The sequence below is a fragment of the Paraburkholderia terricola genome (assembly GCF_900142195.1).
GTDB classification, from domain to species: domain Bacteria; phylum Pseudomonadota; class Gammaproteobacteria; order Burkholderiales; family Burkholderiaceae; genus Paraburkholderia; species Paraburkholderia terricola.
Map to the genome: position 1 here is coordinate 1 of NZ_FRAB01000011.1, position 20,584 is coordinate 20,584.

The 20,584-nt window shown below is 65.5% G+C and carries 17 protein-coding genes; 10 read left to right on the forward strand and 7 right to left on the reverse strand.

The window, feature by feature from the left end; all coding sequences use genetic code 11:
* The first annotated feature begins 110 nt into the window (after nucleotides 1–110).
* Nucleotides 111–629 carry a Dps family protein gene (locus BUE39_RS11700; RefSeq protein ID WP_073428831.1) on the forward strand — a complete coding sequence of 173 codons (519 nt, stop codon included), beginning with the start codon at nucleotides 111–113 and terminating at the stop codon, nucleotides 627–629.
* 16 nt (nucleotides 630–645) lie between these two features.
* On the opposite strand, the gene BUE39_RS11705 is transcribed toward BUE39_RS11700, so the two are convergent.
* A complete protein-coding gene (locus BUE39_RS11705) occupies nucleotides 646–1,566 on the reverse strand; it encodes a LysR family transcriptional regulator (RefSeq protein WP_090518752.1) in 921 nt (306 codons plus the stop codon).
* Nucleotides 1,567–1,684: 118 nt separating this feature from the next.
* Here BUE39_RS11705 and BUE39_RS11710 point away from each other — a divergent pair, with 118 nt between their 5' ends.
* The 9 genes from BUE39_RS11710 to BUE39_RS11750 all read left to right on the forward strand — a co-directional run bounded on the left by BUE39_RS11710 (nucleotide 1,685) and on the right by BUE39_RS11750 (nucleotide 14,550).
* Nucleotides 1,685–2,338 (forward strand): DsbA family oxidoreductase, encoded by a 654-nt coding sequence (locus BUE39_RS11710; protein ID WP_073428833.1) that lies wholly within the window; start codon nucleotides 1,685–1,687, stop codon nucleotides 2,336–2,338.
* Nucleotides 2,335–3,483, forward strand: coding sequence for an FAD binding domain-containing protein (locus tag BUE39_RS11715; RefSeq protein ID WP_073428834.1), 1,149 nt, complete (start codon nucleotides 2,335–2,337; stop codon nucleotides 3,481–3,483). Before BUE39_RS11710 ends, BUE39_RS11715 begins: the two co-directional genes overlap by 4 nt.
* A 94-nt stretch (nucleotides 3,484–3,577) precedes the next feature.
* A complete protein-coding gene (locus tag BUE39_RS11720) occupies nucleotides 3,578–4,795 on the forward strand; it encodes an MFS transporter (RefSeq protein WP_073428835.1) in 1,218 nt (405 codons plus the stop codon).
* A gap of 105 nt (nucleotides 4,796–4,900) precedes the next feature.
* The gene (locus BUE39_RS11725; RefSeq protein WP_073428836.1) at nucleotides 4,901–6,214 is read left to right on the forward strand and encodes a c-type cytochrome; all 1,314 of its coding nucleotides are present in this window, start codon (nucleotides 4,901–4,903) and stop codon (nucleotides 6,212–6,214) included.
* A complete protein-coding gene (locus BUE39_RS11730) occupies nucleotides 6,211–6,726 on the forward strand; it encodes a (2Fe-2S)-binding protein (RefSeq protein ID WP_073428837.1) in 516 nt (171 codons plus the stop codon). Before BUE39_RS11725 ends, BUE39_RS11730 begins: the two co-directional genes overlap by 4 nt.
* Nucleotides 6,723–9,011 (forward strand): xanthine dehydrogenase family protein molybdopterin-binding subunit, encoded by a 2,289-nt coding sequence (locus BUE39_RS11735; protein ID WP_073428838.1) that lies wholly within the window; start codon nucleotides 6,723–6,725, stop codon nucleotides 9,009–9,011. Before BUE39_RS11730 ends, BUE39_RS11735 begins: the two co-directional genes overlap by 4 nt.
* Before the next feature lie 317 nt (nucleotides 9,012–9,328).
* Complete coding sequence (locus tag BUE39_RS11740) at nucleotides 9,329–10,150, forward strand: alpha/beta fold hydrolase (protein WP_083082953.1); 822 nt, start codon at nucleotides 9,329–9,331, stop codon at nucleotides 10,148–10,150.
* A 241-nt stretch (nucleotides 10,151–10,391) separates the two neighbouring features.
* Complete coding sequence (locus BUE39_RS11745) at nucleotides 10,392–11,306, forward strand: helix-turn-helix transcriptional regulator (protein WP_073428840.1); 915 nt, start codon at nucleotides 10,392–10,394, stop codon at nucleotides 11,304–11,306.
* A gap of 256 nt (nucleotides 11,307–11,562) precedes the next feature.
* Complete coding sequence (locus BUE39_RS11750) at nucleotides 11,563–14,550, forward strand: ATP-binding protein (RefSeq protein WP_073428841.1); 2,988 nt, start codon at nucleotides 11,563–11,565, stop codon at nucleotides 14,548–14,550.
* Between the two features lie 97 nt (nucleotides 14,551–14,647).
* On the opposite strand, the gene BUE39_RS11755 is transcribed toward BUE39_RS11750, so the two are convergent.
* The 6 genes from BUE39_RS11755 to BUE39_RS11780 form a co-directional block, all read right to left on the reverse strand.
* Nucleotides 14,648–15,658 carry an ABC transporter substrate-binding protein gene (locus BUE39_RS11755; protein ID WP_073428842.1) on the reverse strand — a complete coding sequence of 337 codons (1,011 nt, stop codon included), beginning with the start codon at nucleotides 15,656–15,658 and terminating at the stop codon, nucleotides 14,648–14,650.
* Nucleotides 15,659–15,901: 243 nt separating this feature from the next.
* A complete protein-coding gene (locus tag BUE39_RS11760) occupies nucleotides 15,902–16,555 on the reverse strand; it encodes a peroxiredoxin (RefSeq protein WP_073428989.1) in 654 nt (217 codons plus the stop codon).
* A 396-nt stretch (nucleotides 16,556–16,951) separates the two neighbouring features.
* Complete coding sequence (locus BUE39_RS11765; RefSeq protein WP_073428843.1) at nucleotides 16,952–18,427, reverse strand: esterase-like activity of phytase family protein; 1,476 nt, start codon at nucleotides 18,425–18,427, stop codon at nucleotides 16,952–16,954.
* Nucleotides 18,428–18,751: 324 nt separating this feature from the next.
* Complete coding sequence (locus tag BUE39_RS11770; RefSeq protein ID WP_073428844.1) at nucleotides 18,752–19,156, reverse strand: DUF1801 domain-containing protein; 405 nt, start codon at nucleotides 19,154–19,156, stop codon at nucleotides 18,752–18,754.
* Between the two features lie 123 nt (nucleotides 19,157–19,279).
* Nucleotides 19,280–19,666, reverse strand: a complete 387-nt coding sequence (locus BUE39_RS11775; protein WP_073428990.1) for a VOC family protein — start codon at nucleotides 19,664–19,666, stop codon at nucleotides 19,280–19,282.
* Between the two features lie 301 nt (nucleotides 19,667–19,967).
* Nucleotides 19,968–20,459, reverse strand: coding sequence for a hypothetical protein (locus tag BUE39_RS11780; protein WP_318268165.1), 492 nt, complete (start codon nucleotides 20,457–20,459; stop codon nucleotides 19,968–19,970).
* Nucleotides 20,460–20,584: the final 125 nt, after the last annotated feature.

The following is a 20,584-nucleotide window of genomic DNA, read 5'->3' on the forward strand; positions in this document are numbered from 1 at the left end:
AATGCCCGCAATCGTGTTCCGCGTTTCAAAAGTGCAAACCCAGCATCCGTCGTAATGCATCTGAGCGCATCAACGACGGATATTTCAACGGCCTGCTAAAAGGAACCGCCATGAAAGACGCACAGACCGCAGCCGCGCATCGCGCCGCGCCGCTCAAGACACCGACCAGCCTCGGCGAAGACGCGACGCGCGACATCGCCGCCGCGTTGACGACCCTGCTGGCCGACGTGTTCGCGCTCTATCTGAAGACCAAGAATTTCCACTGGCATATGTCGGGGCCGTACTTCCGCGACTACCACCTGCTGCTCGACGACCAGTCCGATCAGATCTACGCGACCACCGACCCGATCGCGGAACGCGCGCGCAAGATCGGCGGCAAGACGCTGCGCTCGGCGGGGCAGATCACGAAGCTGCAACGCATCGCCGATAACGACGCGGAGTTCGTCACGCCCAGCGACATGCTCGCGGAATTGCGCGAAGACAACCTGGCGCTGGCGGGCTACATGCGCGAAACGCATGCGCTATGCGACGAATACGGCGACGTCGCCACGGCGAGCCTGCTGGAAAACTGGATCGACGAAGCGGAGCAGCGCGTGTGGTTCCTGTTCGAATCGGGACGCCATTCGTAAGCACGCGCGCGGTGCGTCAGCCTTCCAGCGCGGACTGAAGCCGCGCTCCGAGAAACTGAAGGAACGCGCGCACCTTGCTGGAATGGCGGCGATTGGGCAGATACGCCGCATAGACCACGGCGTCGCCATTGTGCGGCGTCGCCTCGAACTGCTCGAACAGCCGCATCAGGCGTCCCGCGCGAATCTCCGCGGCGACGAGCCATTCCGGCAGCAACGCAATGCCGCGTCCGGCGAGAACGGCTTCGAGCAGGATGTCGATGCTGTTCGACAGCAGATGCCCGCGCACTTCGACGCGCTCTTCCGCGCCGTCGCGGCGGAAGCTCCAGACCTGGCGCGTGCGGTAACCGCCGCCATAGGCGACGCGCAGGCACTCGTGGGAATCGAGCGCCTGCGGCGTAGGCGGTGTGCCGCTGCGTTCGAGATAGTCGTGGCTCGCCACGACATAGCGCGGATTGTCCGCGAGCTTTCTGACGACCAGATTCGCGTCGCGATCGGGCAGGCCGATGCGGATCGCGATATCGATTCTGTCGAGCGCGAGGTCGGCGTAGTGATCGGCCACGACGACGTCGAGAAACACGCGCGGATGCTCGGCGAGAAAGGCGGCGAGGTGCGGCGCGAGCCGCAGACGGCTGAACGCGGAGGGCACCGCGATGCGCAGCGCGCCGACCGGCGACGCGCCGCTGTCGAACACGCTTTCGTCCGCCTCGGCCAGATCGTCGAGCACCTTGCCGACCTGTTCGACGTAGGCAATGCCGGCGTCGGTGAGGCTGACCTTTCTCGGCGTACGGGTCAGCAGCGCGGTGCCGAGCGAGGTTTCGAGCGCATCCATCAGACGCGTGACCGACGAGGTCGCCACGCCGAGACGTTGCGCGGCCTTCGAAAAGCCGCCGGCGTCGGCCACTTCGAGCAAGGTATTCAGGGCCAGGAGTTTGTCCATGCACGGCCTCAATGCGGGTTTGGTTGCGTCACACGCAACGGGGGATTGCATTCTAGACGTATTCACTCAATGGCGCGCAACGAATAACCTGTCGTCGTTACTTAGCGAGAGGTGCAGCATGCAAACCATTCAGGTCGAGGTCCATTACGACTTCATTTGTCCGTGGTGCTGGATCGGCCAGCGGAATCTCGCCGCGGCGCTCGCGGAGTCGGGCGCCGAGGCGCGCGTGGCGATCCACTATGTGCCGTTCGAGTTGAATCCGGCGATGCCCGCCGAAGGCATGAACCGGCGCGACTATCGCACCCGCAAGTTCGGCAGTTGGGCGCGCTCGCAAGGCATGGACGCGCAGGTTGCCGCGGCGGGTCTCGCGGCGGGCGCGCAGTTCAATTACGACAAGGTGCTGCGCACGCCGAACACGCGGCTCGCGCATCGTCTGATGCAGTTCGCGCAAGCGCTCAATCGAGCCCGGCAGACCGCCGCGCTATATCAAGCCATCTATGCCGCCTACTTTTCGGAAGGCCGCGACATCGGCTCGCTGGACACGCTGATCGACATCGCCGCCGAACACGCATTCGATGCCGATGAAGTTCGCGCTTATCTGCTCGCCGCTTCCGGCACGCCGCACATCGAGGCCGCACGCGACGAGGCGGAGCGCCTCGGCATTCATTCGGTGCCGACGATCTCGATTGCCGGCGAATTGATCAGCGGCGCGCAACCGGGCGCCGTGTTCGCGAACGCGCTGCGTGCCGCCATGCAACGGAGCGCGGCATGAACGCGCTCGACGCACCGCGCGCCGTGGTGATCGGCGGCTCGCTCGGCGGACTGTTCTCGGCCACCACCTTGCGCGCGGCCGGCTGGGACGTGGACGTGTTCGAGACCTCGCCCAATCAGCTCGACAGCCGCGGCGGCGGCATCGTGCTGCAACCGGACGTGCTGGACGCGCTGCATTTCGCGGGCGTCGCCCTGCCCGATCCGCCGGGCGTGGCGTCGGGCGAACGCATCTATCTGGATCGCGAGGACAGGCGCGTCGAGCAACTGTTCATGCCGCAAATGCAGACTTCATGGAGCCTGCTGTACAGCGCCATGAGAAACGCGCTGCCCGCGGCGCGCCTGCATACCGGCGAGACCTTTAGCGACTTCCGCATGGACGGCGAGCAGATCGTCGCGCGCTTCGAAAGCGGCCGCAGCGAGCGCGCCGATCTGCTGATCGGCGCGGACGGCATCCGCTCGACGCTCAGGCGCCGCCTGCTGCCCGAGATCGTGCCGGCCTACGCGGGCTATGCGGCATGGCGTGGACTCGTCGCCGAACCCGATCTGCCGCTCTTCGCCGCGGACATCTTGCGCGAGCGCTTTACGTTCCAGCAAGGCGACGAACACTCGGCACTCGCCTATCTGATTCCCGGCGAAAACGACTCGACCGCGGCCGGCGAGCGTCGCTGGAACTGGGTGTGGTATCGCAAGTACGACCGCGCCCGGCTCAATGAACTGCTGGTGGACCGTCACGGCGCGGCGCGCGCTTTCTCGCTGCCGCCTGGCACGGCCAAGCACGCCGATGTCGAGCAGCTTCGGCTCGATGCAAAAGCCTTGCTCGGGCCGACGTTTCGCGCGCTGGTCGATGCAACCGGCGAGCCGTTCATGCAGCCGATCGTCGACCTGCGCACCCCCAGGATGGTGTTCGGACGTGTGGTGCTGATCGGCGACGCCGCATCGGTGCCGCGTCCCCATACGGCGGGCAGCACCGCCAAGGCCGCGGCCAACGCGCATGCGCTCGCGCTCGCGCTGGCGGGTGCGAGGCAAGCCGACACGAGCATCGATGCGTTGCTCACGCGTTGGGAGAGCCAGCAGTTGCAACGCGGCAAGCGCATGACCGATCTGGGCATTTCGCTCGGCGACCGTTTGATGAATATCGCCGGTTAGATCCGAGGCTCTTTCCGCCGCTTTTTCCGCTTTCCCGCTCTTTCCGCTTTCCCGCTCTTTCCGCTTTCCCGCTTTTTCATTTCAGGAGTTGCTCATGTCGACCGACGCATCCATCACCGCCGCAAGCCCAGGCCCCGTCAAACTGACGCGCGGCCTGATCGCGCTATTCGCCTTCTGCTGCGGCGCGATCGTCGCGAATCTCTACTACGCGCAGCCGATCACCGAACTGATCGCGCCGGACATTCACATGTCCGGCGGCACCGCGAGCCTGATCGTTTCGCTCACGCAAATCGGCTATGCGCTCGGGCTGTTCTTTCTCGTGCCGCTCGGCGATCTGCTGGAAAACCGCAAGCTGATGATCGCCACCGCGCTGGTATCGATCGTGAGTCTCGCCGCCGCCGCGTTCGCGCACCAGCCAGACGGGTTGCTCGCAATTTCGCTGCTGATCGGCTTCAGTTCCGTGGCCGTGCAGATCCTGATTCCGCTCGCCGCCCATCTCGCGCCGGACGAATCGCGCGGCAAGGTGGTCGGCACCATCATGAGCGGACTGCTGCTCGGCATTCTGCTGGCGCGCCCGATCTCCAGCGTGGTGGCCGGGCACTTCGGCTGGCGCGCGGTATTCGCCGCGGCGGCGGTGTTGATGGCGATCGTCACCAGCGTGCTCGCGCTCACTATTCCGCGCCGCCAGCCGGATCACCAGGCCACGTACTTCCAGTTGATCGCCTCGCTCGGTCATCTGATCCGCACGATGCCGGTGCTGCGCCACCGCTCGTTGTATCAGGCGCTGATGTTCGCTTCGTTCAGCCTCTTCTGGACCGCGATCCCGATCGAGTTGACCCGGCAGTTCGGACTCTCGCAAACCGCGATCGGCATCTTCGCGCTGGTCGGCGCGATCGGCGCGACCTCGGCGCCGGTTGCGGGACGTCTCGCCGACGCGGGCCACACGGTGCGCGCGACGTTGATCGCGCTGGTGGTGGGCGCGCTCGCCTATACGCCTGCGTTGATCCATCCCGCGTGGGGCGTGGTGGGGCTGGTCGCGACCGGCATCGTGCTCGACTTCGCCGTGCAGATGAACATGGTGCTCGGCCAGCGCGAAATCTATGCGCTGCATGCCGCGAGCCGAAACCGTCTGAATGCGCTGTACATGACGAGCATTTTTGTCGGCGGCGCGTTCGGCTCGGCGCTCGCGAGTCCCCTCTATGAGCACGGCGGATGGACGCTGGTCGCCGGCGTCGCCACGGCATTCCCGCTCGTCGCGCTGATTCACTACCTGGCGATCGGCCGTCCGCATGCGGCGCGGCACAGCGCGTGAGCGGAACCGGTCACGGTACGGTTTCACAACGTTTAAGCGTGGCTTTAAGGAATTCGCGTGACGGCGGCGATACGCTGCTCGAGATACTTCATTGACAGGTGCCTGATGACTCGCAAGCCAATCTTGCTAGCGGCAACCGGCGCGCTGATCGTCGCCGCGCTGATCGTCGCCGTGTGGTCGATGTGGAAGCCCGCAATCGCGCCGCTCAGTGCGCCGCCGGCTTCATCGTTCGATTCGCAGACGAGGCTCGCGGGCGCGCGCGTCGTCGCGCTGGGCGACTGCATCGTGTGCCACACGGCCAAGGGCGGCAAGCCGTTCGCGGGCGGCCTGCCGCTCGCCACGCCGTTCGGCACGATCTACGCCACCAACATCACACCGGACGTGCAGACCGGCATCGGCAACTGGTCGCTCGAAGCGTTCACGCGCGCCGTGCGTCACGGCGTGGCGCGCGACGGGCACCTGTTGTATCCCGCGTTTCCGTACATCCACTTCACGCGCATGTCCGATCCCGACATTGCCGCGGCATACGCGTATCTGATGACGCGCGAACCGGTCAGCGCGAGCGCGCCGCCTAACGACCTGATCTTCCCGCTGAACTTCCGGCCCTTGCTGGCATTCTGGAACGTGTTGTTCCTGCGTGCCGGCGAGCGTCCCGCGGAGACGTCGAAAGACGCCGAATGGAATCGCGGCAAGCTGCTGGTGGATGGCCTCGGCCATTGCGCCTCGTGCCATTCGCCGCTCGACGCGATCGGCGGCGAGAAGTCGGGCCACGCGTTCGACGGCGGGATGGTCGACGGTTGGGAAGCGCCCGCGCTCAATGCGCTCGGCGGCGCGCCGAAACCGTGGACGAAAGAGCAGCTCGTCGCCTATTTGCGCAGCGGCCGCGCGAGCGAACACGGCGCGGCGGCCGGCCCGATGCTGCCCGTCACGCGCGATCTCGCCAGCGTGCCCGAGCAGGACGTGGAGGCCATCGCCACCTACATCCTGTCGCTTCAGAAGCCGCGGCCCGCTGTCGCGAACGTATCGGCACAGGCTGCTGAGCAAGGCGAAACGCAAGGCAGAACGCAAGCCGAAACGTCCGCGTCGGCGCAGCGCGGCGCGATCCTGTTCGGCGCGTCATGCGCGCAATGCCACGGACCCGCCGCGCCGATGCAGGCAATCGGCGAGCGCCCCACCCTCGCGTACAGCACCGCGGTGAATGCCGCCACGCCGCGCAACGCGATCCAGATGATGCTCGGCGGCATCGGCTGGCACGGCGCGGACACGATGAACTACATGCCGGCCTTCGGCGAGATTTATAGCGACCGGCAAATCGCCGATCTCGCCGCCTACATTCGCGCCGCGTATTCGCAGCGCGGCCCGTGGAACGACGTCGAAGCCACCGTGGCGAAAGTCAGAAAGGAGAACAACGCGCGATGATCACGCTTACCGTGAATGGCGTGCAGCACGCCCTCGATATCGACCCGTCCACGCCGCTGCTTTATGCGTTGCGCGACGGTCTGCACCTGCACGGCGCGAAGTTCGGCTGCGGTCTCGGGCAATGCGGCGCATGCACCGTGATCGTCGGCGGGGAAGCGGTTTTCTCGTGCCTGGTGCCGGTTTCGTCGATCGGCGCGCGGCCCGTGCGCACCGTGGAAAGTCTCGGCACCGCGGAGCATCCCGGTCCGTTGCAGAAGTCGTTCATCGAGCATCAGGCCGCGCAGTGCGGCTATTGCATCGCCGGCATGATCATGCGCGCGCAGGCGCTGCTGGATCGCAATCCGCATCCGACGGAAAGCGAATTGCGCGAGCATATGGAGCCGAACCTGTGCCGCTGCGGCACGCATATGCGCATTCTCGCGGCGATCCGCGAGGTTGCGCATCTGCCGGCCGGCGACGGCGTGCCCGCCGCGAAGCCACCACGCACGGCGAACCACGGAGGCACGCAATGAGCGTCCACGACAAGATCGACAGGATCGACGACATCAACGGCATCGACGAAGGACGCCGCCGTTTCATGATGTCCGGCGCGCTAGCGGTGAGCTTCAGCCTGTTCCCCGGCGCGAAGGCGCTCGCGCAGCAAGTGATCGCCGACGAAGGCGCCGCCGTGCACATCGCGAAAGCCACCGAGAAGCTGGCGGGCAGCCTGAAAACCAATCCCTATCTCGACGCGTGGATCAAGATCGATCCCGCCGGCAGGGTGACCGTTTATACCGGCAAGGTGGAACTCGGCACGGGCGTGCGCACCGCGCTGCTCCAGGTCGCGGCCGAGGAACTGAGCATGGCGCCGTCGCTGATCACCTTCCTGACCGCGGACACCGGCGCGTCGCCCGACGAAGGACTCACTGCGGGCAGCCACACCATCGCCGATAGCGGCAGCGCGCTGCTGAACGCGGCGGCGCAGGTCCGCGGGCTGCTCGTCGGCGCGGCGGCCAAACACTTCGGCGTGAGCGGCAGCGCGTTGAGCGCGCACGACGCGATCATCAAGGCGCCCGATGGAAGATCGATGACCTATGGCGAAGCCGTCGGCCTGGTCGACCTGCATCGCGTAGCCACACCCGAGTCGCCGCTGAAAGATCCCGCGACCTTCAGCGTGATCGGCACCTCGTTGCCGCGTCTCGACATACCGGGCAAGGTGACGGGCGGCCCGAGCTACGTGCAGGACATGGTCATGCCGGACATGCTGCATGCGCGCGTGGTGCTGCCGCCGGTGTACGGCGCGCAACTGCTGCGCACCAACACGCCCGATGTCCTGAAGATGCCGGGCGTGGTCGACGTGATCCGCGACGGCAGCATGCTGGCCGTGGTCGCCAGCGGCGAATGGCAGGCGGTGCAGGCGCAACGCGCGCTCGCGGCGGGCAGCCAGTGGAGCGCGGGGCACGCGCTGCCCGATCCCGCCACCGTGCACCGCGATCTCAAACAGATTTCCACCGAACACATCGAGATCGCCAACACGCATGGCCCGGCGGGCGCGCCGCTCAAAACGCTGAGCGCGACCTACACCAAGCGCTACATGCTGCACGGCTCGATCGGACCGTCGTGCTCGGTCGCGCAGTTCAAGGACGGCCACATGACCGTGTGGACGCACTCGCAAGGCGTCTATCCGCTGCGCGACGCGCTGGCCGAAATGCTCGCGCTGCCGAAAGAGAACGTGCGCTGCGTCCACGTCGAAGGCTCGGGCTGCTACGGCCACAACGGCGCGGACGACGTCGCCGCGCACGCCGCGCTGATCGCGCGCGACATGGCCGGCCGCCCGGTTCGCGTGCAATGGATGCGCGAACAGGAACACACGTGGGACCACTACACGCCCGCGATGGTCACGCAAGCGAAGGCCTCGCTCGACGCCGGCGGCGGCATCGTCGACTGGGATTACGCGCTGTGGAGCAGCTCGCACAACGAGCGGATCGTCAACGCCGGCCGGCTGATTCCGGCGCAGTTGCTGGAGAAGCCGTTCACGCCGGCGCCCTCGGTGCCGATGGTGCAGCCCGAAGGCGGCGGCGACCGCAACGCGATTCCGCTGTACACGTTTCCGAACCTGCGCGTGATGAACCATTTCTCGCCGACCATGCCGCTGCATACCTCGGCGATGCGCTCGCTCGGCGCGCACATGAACGTGTTCACGATCGAGTCCTTCATGGACGAACTCAGCGCCGCGGCGGGCGCCGATCCGGTCGCGTTCCGTCTGAAGCATCTGCATGACCCGCGCGCACGCGACGTGATCCGCCTCGCCGCCGAGAAATTCGGCTGGCCGCGCGCGCCGCGCAAGGCCAATCACGGCGTCGGCTTCGCGTTCGGCAAGTACAAGAACCTGATGGCGTACGTGGCGATCGCCGTCGAGGTTGCCGTCGTGCGCGAGACCGGTCAGGTGACGCTCGAACACGCGGAAGTGGCGGTGGACTCCGGGCAGATCGTCAACCCCGACGGCATCCGCAACCAGATCGAAGGCGGTGTGATCCAGTCGGCGAGCTGGACGCTCTACGAGGCCTTGAAGTTCGACACGCGGCGCATCCGCAGCTTCGACTGGAGCAGCTATCCGATCCTGCGGTTCTCCGCCGTGCCGCGCAGCCTGAACGTGCACCTGCTCGACCGCCCCGGCGCACCGTTTCTGGGCGCGGCCGAAGCGTCGATGGGGCCGACCGCCGGCGCGCTCGGCAATGCGTTGTTCGACGCGACCGGCCAGCGCCTGCGCGACATGCCGCTCGCCGGAGACGGCCTGCGCCGCCGGATCGACGCCTGACGGCATGCCCGTTAAGAAGATTTAAGCAATCTGAAGTTCAATACAGTGCGCGCAGTCTTACGATTGAAACCTGCGATGTCGCATCATGCATCGTCAAGAACAGCGATTCATCAACGTCAAGACTGGAGAGAAATTTGGCTAACCCATCCGCAATCCCCTCGGCGAATCGTCGGCAACTGCTGGTTGCGGGCGCTGGCGCGGCCGGCGCGGCAGTCGCCGCCATGGCCGCGCCGGGCGTCGCGATGGCCGCCGCGGCGGCCGGCGGCAATCCGCACGCAGGCAGTGCATCCCACTCACAGCATGGAGAGCGACACACGATGAACACGGTAACCACAAAAGACGGCACGCGGATCTTCTTCAAGGACTGGGGCGCCGGCAAGCCCGTGGTGTTCTCGCACGGCTGGCCGCTCGACGCCGACGCGTGGGACGCGCAAATGCTCTTCCTCGTGCAGAAGGGCTATCGGGTCATCGCCCACGACCGCCGCGGCCACGGCCGCTCCGATCAGCCGTCCCACGGCAACGACATGGATACCTACGCCGACGACCTGGCCGCGGTGATCAACGCGCTCGACCTGAAGGGCGCGACGCTCGTCGGCCATTCGACGGGCGGCGGCGAAGTCGCGCATTACATCGGCCGCCACGGCACCTCGCGGGTCGCCAAGGCCGTGCTGATCGGCGCCGTGCCGCCGATCATGGTCAAGACCGAGAGCAACCCGAACGGCCTGCCGATGTCCGTGTTCGACGGCATTCGCGCGAACGTGGCGGCGAACCGCTCGCAGTTCTACAAGGACCTGGCCATGCCGTTCTACGGCTTCAACCGGCCCAACGCGAAGACCTCGCAAGGCACGATCGACGAGTTCTGGCGCGAAGGCATGCTCGGCTCGATACTCGGCCAGTACGAATGCGTGAAGCAGTTCTCCGAGGTGGACTACACCGCCGACCTGAAGAAGATCGACGTCCCCACGCTGATCCTGCACGGCGACGACGACCAGATCGTGCCGATCGACGACTCGGCGCGCCTCTCGGCGAAGCTGGTGAAGAACGCCACGCTGAAGGTTTATCCGGGCGCGCCGCACGGCATGTGCACGACGCTGGCGGATAAGGTCAACGCCGATCTGCTGGAGTTCTTGCAAAGCTGATGCCGAAGCCCGGGCGCTGATCCCGGGATGAATCGGGGCAACGCTCGTTGCCCATGCGCGGCGCGTTTTCCTGGCGAACCTGGCTCGCCGGAAAAACGCGCCGCGCGTGCGTTGGAGATTGAACTCGTCATTCGACCGATTGCGACCGGTAAGCCATAATGACGAATAATTACATTTCGTTATTTTCGGTTAAATTACCGAGGTAGCGGGACCGCTGCGCGACGAATCGAGGTGACGATCCATGCTTGACGATACTCAGACATCCGCCGCCACGGCCGCACGCCCGAAGGACTCGCTCGGCTGCCTGTCGAGCCACCTGTACCGCGATCTCGAACTCGACACCGGCGAGTTCAGGTTCCATCGCAAATGCACGCGCGACAACAAGGCCAGCGCCGTTGCCATGCACGGTTCGGAGCGCGGCTTTCTGATTGGCGTGTCGCTGAAAACCGGGCATCGCCGGCGTATTTTCTCGGGCCACCGCTGGACCTCGCACGACTTCGAACAGGACAGCATCTACATTCGCGACTTCGCGGACGACTATAAAGCCGACTTGCAAAGCGGCTTCGATTTCGTGCTGATCGAACTGTCGCGCGCTTTCATGGCGAACGCCTGCTATGAGCGAAGCGGCGCGAGCGTGCCGCGGCTCGCGCCGCTGGCCGGGCACAAGGACCCGGTGCTCGGCCATCTCGCCCAGGTGCTGGCGCTCACGCTCGACCGGCAGAGCGAGGCCAGCCCGCTCTTCGCCGAACAATTGGGCGTCACCATCGGAACCCATCTGCTCGATCGGTACGGCAACGCGCCGCCGCAATCGGAGAAGAAAAGCCGCCGCCTCTCCAGTTTGCAGGAAGCACGCGCCAAGGACATGCTGCTCGCGAAGTCGCAAGGCAACGTTTCGATCGAGGAAATCGCAAGCGCGTGCAATCTGTCACGCAGCTACTTCATTCGCGCGTTTCGCGAGACCACGCATCGCACGCCGCATCAATGGCTGCTCGAACGGCGTATCGACCGCGCCCGCGACCTGCTGAAGCATTCGGACTATTCCCTGTCGGAAATCGCCATCGCCTGCGGCTTCTCCGATCAGAGTCATTTCACGCGAATATTCTCGCAATGGGTCGGCGTGCCGCCCGGCGCGTGGCGCCGGCAAGCCTGCAACTGACCCGCTTGCAACGCATGCGTCGAGCCGGCGCCGATTGAACGATCGAGCGCCGCCGTTGTTTCATGCCATTGGACTTTCATACAAAGCATCGCACTAACCGACAAGACACGCGCAATTCGCCAAGGTACTTTCGATCACGTCGACGATGGCCGTTCGAGCGCGCATTGCCGGATGGAAATCATGCAAAGGCGGGTGACGCCACGATCGAGCCGCACCGTTGCCTTATCACGCTCATTGCCCGGAACCTGAAAACGACATGATCGAATTAGGCCGCTTTCACATCGATCTGGAGATGCGCACGTTGCGCAAGGACGGCGAACCGGTGCATCTCGGCTCCCGTGCGTTCGATATCCTCGCGGTGGTCGCATCGGCGGGCGGGCGCCTCGTCACGAAAGACGAGTTGATGAACGCGGTCTGGCCCAACACGATAGTCGAAGAAAACAACATTCAGGTACACCTCTCCGCGCTGCGAAAAATACTCGGCGCGGACCGCGATCTGATTCTCACCGTGCCAGGGCGCGGTTATCAACTGGTGCGCCGATCGAACCGGTCGGCGCCCGGGCAATCCTTCGCGCCCGCGCCTGCCGCATGCCCGTTGCCGCCGCCCAAGACGCACCTGGTGGGCCGCGAGGCGGCGGTTCGGCAAATCCGCGCGATGCTCGCGCACGCGCACGTGCTGACGCTGGTGGGCGCGGGCGGCATCGGCAAAACCAGTCTCGCGATCGAAGCGGCCCGTCACGCCGCCGCGGATTTCGTCGAAGTGTGCTTCGTGGAACTCGCCGCGCTCACCGCGCACGGCGGCGTGCTCGCCGCCATCGCCGAAGATTGCGGGCTGGCTGCGGCAGATGCCGCGCCGGGCGTTGCGCCGGGTGTTGCACAAATGGCCGCCGCGCTCGCGCAAAAACGCCGGCTGCTGGTGCTCGACAACGCCGAGCACCTGGTGGACGAGGTGGCGGAAGTCGTCGAGGCGCTGGTCGCGGAATGCGCTTCGCTGCGCGTGCTCGTCACGAGCAGGGAGCCGCTGCGCATCATGCCCGAAGCGATTTTCCGGGTGGATCCGCTCGACGTGCCGCAACCGGATTCGAGCGACGCGGAGATCTTGCAGCAGTCGGCCGTGAATCTGTTTCTGCTGCGCGCCAACTCGTTGCAGCGCAAGGTGGGCGCGGAGCGTGCGGAACTGCGGCTGGTCGGCGAGATATGCCGGCGGCTCGACGGCATTCCGCTCGCGCTCGAACTGGCCGCGGCCCGCGTCGTGGCGCTCGGCGTGGAAGGCGTGTATCAGCGGCTGGACGATCGCATGGCGATTCTCGCGGGCGGCTATCGGACCGCGCTGCCGCGCCATCAAACCTTGCGCGCGACCTTCGACTGGAGCTTCGCGCTGCTCGACGCCGGCGCGCAGTCGCTGTTCAGACGAATCGCGGTGTTCGGCGGCCTGTTCACGTTCGAGGCCATGTGCGCGGTCGTGTGCGACGCCAGCTTGACGGTCGCGAGCGCGATCAACGGCATCAGCGAACTGCTCGCCAAATCGCTGGTGAATGTCGAATTCGACGGTCCGGTGGCGCGGTATCGCCTCTCCGAATCGACGCGCGCCTATGCGCTCGAAAAGCTCCAGGCTGAAGGCGAGCGGCAGGATCTGGCCGCGCGCCATGCGCGCTATCTCGCCTGCTGCTTGCAGGCTCGCCCGGCGCGGACGGCTGCCGGCGCGGCGAGCAGCACCGATTCGAGCGCCGCCGATCACGCGGCGGTGTTCCAGCATTCGCTCGACGACGCGTGCAGCGCCCTGGATTGGGCGTTCTCCCCGGAGGGCGACGTGCGGCTCGGCGTCGAACTCGCGTCGAATCTGGCCGGCGCGCTGCTCGACGCCGGCATGATCGCGGAGTGCTGCGCGCGCACCGGGCAAGCGGTCGACGCGCTCGACAAGCTCCCCGCCGCATCGGTCGCCGCCGTCAGCGAAATGCGCGTGCGCGCGGCGTTGGCGTCGGCCTTGCCCTACATTCACGGCGCGGTTGGGCGGTCGGCGGAATTGTGGCGCGACGTGCTCGCGCTCGCGCTGGCGTGCGGCGACGAAGCGTTTCATGCCCGCGCGCTATGGGGCCTCTGGAACACGATGATGTCCGGTGGAAACATCCACGAATCGATGAAGTACGCGAAGCGGTTCCAGCAATTCGCGCAGGCACAAGCACAAGCACAAGAGAACCCGTGGCAACAGATCCTGGCGGATCAACTGGTGGCCATTTCGCTGCATTGTCTCGGCCGGCATGGCGAAGCCCGGCAGGCGCTGCTCGACGTCAGGCAACGTATCGTCTCGCTCGACGGCAAAGCGCAGCGGGTGGGCAGCTTCGCCGTCGATCCGCTCGTCTATTGCAACGGCACGCTCGCGCGAATCGCGTGGCTCGAAGGGAATGTCGGCGAGGCCCTGGCGCTCGTCGATCAACTCGTGAGCCTGGTGCGCCCCCATACGATGGAACCGTCGCTCACGCATGTGCTCGGCGCGGCGGCGGCGCCGCTGGCGTTGTTGTCGGGCGATCTGAGCGGCGGCGCGGCCTATCTGGAGATCATGCGCTCGCAAGCCGCGCTGCATCGCTCCGAGGTGTGGCTGGATTACTGCGACTGCCTGTCCGCGTATCGCGACATTCTCGACGGACACGCGCAGCGGGCGCTGCCGGTTCTCGCGCAGGCGCTCGACGCGTTGATCGCGCGCGGCTTCCGGCGTTTGATCACGTTGTTCATCGTCGCCTACGCCGAGGCGCTCGTCACGGCCGGGCAGATCCACGAAGCCCGCAGCCGATTGAACGAAGCGCTGGCATTCTGCGAAAGCAACGGCGAGCTGATTTTCCTGCCGGAAATCTGGCGCGTGCTGGGGCTTGCGGCACACGCCGAAGCGCGCGCGCAGGCCTATGCGGGGAATGCGTCCAACGCGCGGCGCAGTGACGCGTCGGCATGCTTCGCGAAGGCGATCGAACTGTCCCGCACGCAGGGCGCGAGGATGTGGGAACTGCGCGCCTCGATGGCGCTCGCCGCGCTGCTGCGCGACGAAGGCCGAACCGAGGCGGCGCTTGAACTGCTCGAACGAATCGCGCTCTGTTTCGACGCGGCATCCGGCAGCGCCGACGTCGATGCGTTGTTCGAGACCATCGGGACGCTGCGCTCGCGCTCAGGCAAACCGCTTCGCCGGGCGGCGTTCGACACCATGCCGCCGCTCGACACGCGCGCGGCTTTGGCGGCTCCCGCTAGCGCCGGCTAGATAGCGGTGGCCCTTGCGGCGGCCGTTGCGCTCGCCGGCCGGCTCACGTGCAACCGGCCACACCCGGCGCGTGAACGCGAACGCGCTCAGCCACAGTTCACACGTTCGCGATGTGCGTGTCCGCAATCGCGCGCACGTCGATGCGGCGCGGCAGGATCGCGTCGCGGTTCGCGCTGTCCGCCACCTTTTGCAGCGCGGCAATATCCGCCTCGGTGATGAAGTGCTGTTTCAGCGACGCGCGTTGCGTGATCCGCTTCGCGGCATCGAGCGGCGAGCGCGTCAGCGTCGCGTAGATTTGCGCGTAGGCGTCGGGGTTCGCCAGCGCCCAATCGCCCGCGCGTTGCAGCCTGAGCAGGACGTCCGCGATCGCCGCGCGTTTGCGCGTGTCCGCGAGCGCGGCCCCGGAGGCGGTGATGAAACCGAGACCGCTGTTGATGCCGGTGCCGTCGCGCAAAATCCGCGCGCCGCGTTGCACCGCGATGCCGTAGTACGGATCGAACGTCGCCCATGCTTCAATCGATCCCGATGCGAACGCGGCAAATGCATCGACCGGCAAGATGAAACGCACGCTGACGTCTTCTTTCGAGAGCCCCGCTTCAGCCAGCGCGCCGTATAACTGAAACTGCGAAATGCTGCCGCGCGCCGAGGAGACGAACACGGTGCGCCCCTTCAGATCCGCGACCGTGCGAATCTTCGAATCCGCCGCGACCAGAATGCCGAGTTGCGCGCCGGAGCCCACGCGCGTCGCGACGATCTTCAAGCTCGGATCGCCCACCGCCGCCGCGAGCACCGGCAAGTCGCCCGCCGGCGCGAGATCGACCGCGCCCGCGCGTTGCGCTTCGAAGAGCGGCGCGGCGCCCTGGAAGTTGGCCCAGCGAAAAGCGTAGGGCGCGCCGTCGAGCACTTTCGTCGCTTCCGCCAGCGCGCGCGTGCCGCCGGCCTGGTCGCCGAGAACGAGCGTGATGGAAGTGGCGGCGGCTTCGGCGGCCTGCGCGCCGTGCGCGTGCAACGCGCCGGTCACGGCGAAGACGCTCAGTGCGGGCGCCGCGCCTAATAGCTTCAGCGTGCGCCGTCGCGTGGAAAACGATGTGGGAACAGAAGCGGCCATACGCCCTCGCTTTGCAATAGTTCGCCAAGCGTAACGAGCGAAGCGGGCCTTGAGAATGATTCGATTCCGATAACGTTATCTCGAACCGCTATTTGGCTCTGGATGCCGCGGGCGTTCGCCGAGCGGGCATGGTCCGGCCGTATTGGGGCGCCAGGCCGGGAAGGCCTGGCGCCGGTGGCCGCGCCGCCACTGTGGAGAACGGCGCTTCGTCTTAACCGCGAGGTGCGCTAACGCGCGCCGGTTTCACTTCGGCTGCTCGACGTAACGCAGATACGGCTTCACCGTCTTGAAGCCTTGCGGGTATTTCTTCGCTGCGTCGTCGTTCGAAACGGAGGTCGGGATGATGACGTCCTCCCCCGGTTTCCAGTTCACCGGCGTCGCCACCGTGTGTTTCGCGTTGAGCTGCAGCGCATCGAGCAGACGCAGCACTTCGTCGAAATTGCGCCCCGCGCTCATCGGATACACGAGCATCGCCTTGACCTTCTTGTCGGGGCCGATCAGAAACACGGAGCGCACCGTTGCGTTATCCACGGCGGTGCGCGGGCCGCCGCTCGCGCTCGGATGGATCATGTCGTAGGCCTTCGCAACGCTCAGGTCGGCGTCGCCGATCAACGGGTAGTTGATCGCGTGACCCTGCGTCTCCTCGATATCCTTGACCCATTTCTCGTGATCGCTGACGGGATCGATGCTAAGACCGATGATCTTCGTGTTGCGCTTATCGAATTCCGGCTTCAGCCGGGCCATGTATCCGAGTTCGGTGGTGCAAACCGGCGTGAAATCCTTAGGATGAGAAAACAGGATCGCCCAATGGTCGCCGATCCATTCGTGAAAATGGATCGTCCCTTCGGTGGTTTCCGCGGTGAAATCCGGAGCTTCTTCGCCTAGTCGAATCGACATCGTCATCCTCCATGAAGCGTGCTGCCGGGGTACACCGTCGGCGGCCCCGGCTGGTTGGTTGGCAATCAGGCGAGCAGCCTGACTGACGATCGGGCTCCCGCTAATCGAACGGCATGGCGCAGGAGCCCGTTAGCGGGCGCAGCGCGTGCGGCGGCTCCCTGAAAGAAACCCGCCGCGGGGTGTGACGAACCTCGGCCGAACCTCGGGACGAACGCCAGGACGCGCTGCGCGTCGCGCTTATAGCGTAGAACAAAAAGGACGGATATCGCGGCTGTTATGCAGAGCGGAACCGCCATTATGGTGACGGATCCGCTCATCGACGATGCGTGGCGCTGGCTTCAGCCTTGCGGAAAACCGGCGCGCGGCAAAACGCCGGGGCGCTTGCCGCGCCTTGGCTCAACGCTCGTCGTCGCCGTCGCGACCGCAAGCCTGAGCCGAATGACCATGACCGTCGCCGCGACGATCGTCGTCCGCGCCCGGCAGCGTCTGCGGCACGTAGGCGGGCAACTCGCTCGCATCCCATGCGAACACGAAGAACTGGTTCGGGTTCGCGATGCCGGCCGGATGATTCGTATCGGTGACCGTGCCGAGGAAGTCGTTATCGTTGGCGATGAACAGCGTGTGCTTCTTCACGCCGCCGACCACCACGTCGGGGCCGAACGCCAGGCCTTCCAGTTTCGCCGGAATGTCGTTCGCGTTGTAGCCGTGCGCGGTCAACGACGCGACCACGTCGAGGAACAAGGCTTTGCGCACCGCATACGGCGCGAGACCGGCCTCGCTGCTCGCGTTGCTCACGTCCTGCGCGCCTGTCAGGTCGATGTGAAACACCTTCTTGAAGGCCGCCGTGGAGTTGTCGCCGAGTCCCTTGCCGTCGCGCTCGTCGACCAGCAATTCATGGTCGTTGACGGCCACCACGTCGCTGATGGTCGGATACTTCGGCTTCGCCGCCGTACCGATGTTCGTCAGCGGATAGGCAAACTGCGTGGTCTTGCCGCTGCGTAAATCAATCCTGACGATGCGCGTATACCCGCCACTGGTGCCGCCGTCCTGAATCAGCGGGCTTTGCATCGCGCCGAACAGCGTCTTGCCGTCCGGCGAGATCGCGAGACCTTCCATCCCCTTGTTCGCCACGCGGCCCGAAGTGTTCTGCGAGATTTCGTCGCTGCCGACGGCGGCGAGCGTCGACACCGCGAACGTATCGGGCAGCTTGTAGCTATCGGTGCGGCGGCCGCTGCGGCGATCGAAGCGATAGACGTAGGGACCGTATTCGTCGGAGATAAAGACGCTTTCGCCGTCGCTGCTCACACGCACGCTTTCGGGATCGAAGCGTGCGTCGAGATCGTTGGTCGACAGGCGCGTCGGGTCGAAGTTGTCGGAGCGGCCGGTGAAGTAGTGAGTGCGGTTGCGGCGGTTCAGCGCGGGCGCGCCGTTGGGCACGCCGGCCGCGGCGCCCGTTCCGTAGACGAGCGTTTCAGACGCGTGAAGCAGCGTCGTGCCGATGAGTTTCGGCGTCAGCGTGTACGGCAGCGCAGCGCCCGCCGCACCCGGTTTCAGGCGCAGGCGCAAGGTCTGAAAGCGGTTGATGTACGACGCGGTGTCGTCGATGGCCGCGTTGTACGGCACGGCATTCGGGCCGCGGTCCGGCACCGCGACAAACGTATGGCATCCCGCGTAGGCGATGCCCGAACCCAGGCCGCCCAGCAGATTGCCCGCCGCGCCGTTCTCCAGCGGCGCCGCCGTTTCCTTCGACAAATCGCCGCTCAAGCCGCTCAACTGACCGACCGCGATGAGGTCCACGGCTGCATGCGCCGCCGTGGCGAACAGGAGCGACGAGGCGATCGCCGTCAGGGCAAGAAGTCTTGAACGAGACACGATGATGTTCCTTGAAGGGAATGCTTGTTTTGGACGTGTCTGGCGCTAAGCGTCGCCCATGCGTGCGTGGCTCGCGTGGATCTTCGGGGGTGGTCAGGGAGGGCCAGCGCGCAGCTCGGTGGGCCGTTGAAGGCCGGCGGTAATAGTGCGTGAGGTTTGTGACTGAATAATGACCGTTATGCGTGACCGGGCCAGCGGCGCGAACCGGTCGAGCCGAATCGGCGAATCACCGCTTTGCGCGGGCGTGGTGAACGGACATATCAGCAGGCTGACGAAACGTGCGTGCGGCAATGGCCGATTCAATCGGCCATTGCTTCGGGTCTTTCACTTTTGCGCACTTTTGGCCCGAGCAGGCGCGTTCTTCTTCAAGCTGGTGTGATTGAAATCGATAGCGGCGCGCACGAGATTTTTCAGCGCGCGCGCATTGATCTTGTCGCCCTCGAAAAAGTCGATTGCGCGTCTCGCGTTGCCTTCGAGTCCCGCGTTGAAGAGTTGGTCGGGATCGGGAAGATTCGCACCGTGGGCAAAGGTCAGCTTCACCTTGCCTTTATGCGCGTTGGCGACCGCGATCATGCCGTCGCGGGACCATACCGGGCTTCCCATCCACTTCCATTCCTCGATGATCTGCGGGTCGGCCTGGAGAATGCTCTTGCGGATGCCGGCAAACGTTTCGCCGCGCCAGTCCGTGAGTTCCGCGATCATCTGGTCGATGCGTTCCGATGGGTTCATGGTTCTTCTCACCTCGAAATCCGTGTCATGGGACCACGATAGTAATACGCCGGCGACACCGCTTGCGAGCACGCGCGCTGAATGTCCCCGGCCCCAGCGCTTCAGCTACGCATGGATCATTTTTCAGTCGTCGAATGTGCCGCGATATTCCGGCGCGGCGTCGCGGCGCGTGTTGATTTCGAACATCACGCCGCCCGGCGCGCGGCAAAAGAAGCGCGAACCGCGGCCATTGTTGAAGACTTCGGTCTCCATCTCGACACCCTCCGTCTTGAAGCGCTCATACAACGCGTGAACGGCATCGAGGCTCGGCAATTCGAAGCCGACATGGAAAGCCTTGGGCCATGCCGGCGCATCGCCGCTCGCGTGATCGATCACCACGTCGAAGCCGGGGCGCTTGAGAATGTACGATTGGTCCCAGGTTCCCGCGATAGTGAAACCCAGGTGCTGTTCAAAGAACCTGGCGGTCGCGGGGGTGTCGGCTGAGGGGAAGCTCAAGTGGTTGAGTTTCATGCTGTCGATAAAGGCGGTCATCATCGGTCTCTCGTTCATTGGCGGCGGCCCTATGCCAGCGCCGATGACGTCAGAATATAAGCGGAAGCTCGCATTCAACAACTCGCATTGAGCGCATGCGCCGATGGGTCGTGAAGCCCGCATGAAGCCGCGGCTTCGACGAGAAACGGAGACCGTAGCGGCTTCGGTTGCTCACATTCACGAATGTTCCGGCGAACGCGCGGATGATGCGCGGTCTGCGCTCGCATGGGTTAGCGCGGGGGTGCGGAACCGCCGTTGCGATGCCGCGAAGGGCGCGCCGTCAGTCTTTCTTTTTGTGCGGCAGCGCCGCGTTCAGAAGCGGGTTGAAGCGGGTCGAGTCGGCGGCGGCCTTGGCCTTGCCCTCGGCCTTACGCTTACCCCTTGGCGCGTTACCCGACAATTGGGCGAGTAGTTCTTCCGAACTTGCGTCGTTGTTGTCGCTGTCCTCGTCGCTGCTCCCGGCTTCGTCTGATCGAGCCGATTTCTTTGGTTTGCCGCGCGACGGTTCACGCTCTTCTGAGGTTGCCTGCGTGTCGTCCTCGGATACTTTTGCTCCGGCGATGTGCCCGATCACGGCCGCAAACGAACTCGACGCCGATTTTGGCGCATCGCCCGGAAGCATCGTCTGAGCAACGATGTCGCGCAGCGTGCGGCCGTCGACGGAGCGCGCGGTCGGGGTCGTGCGCCAGTCGATGTCGGTCTGGGCGAACGCGCCAATCACACGCTCAAGCACCGCGGGCGACAGCACGCCGCCGTCATACAGGCTGATCACCGCGCGCTCGAAGACCGGAAACAGCGTGGATGCGGATGTCCTGGACACGGGTTTTCCCTCCTTGGACTGCTTGTCGATCGCGGTTTCGCGCCGGCATTGCGCTAACGATCGGCCTCTGACCATTG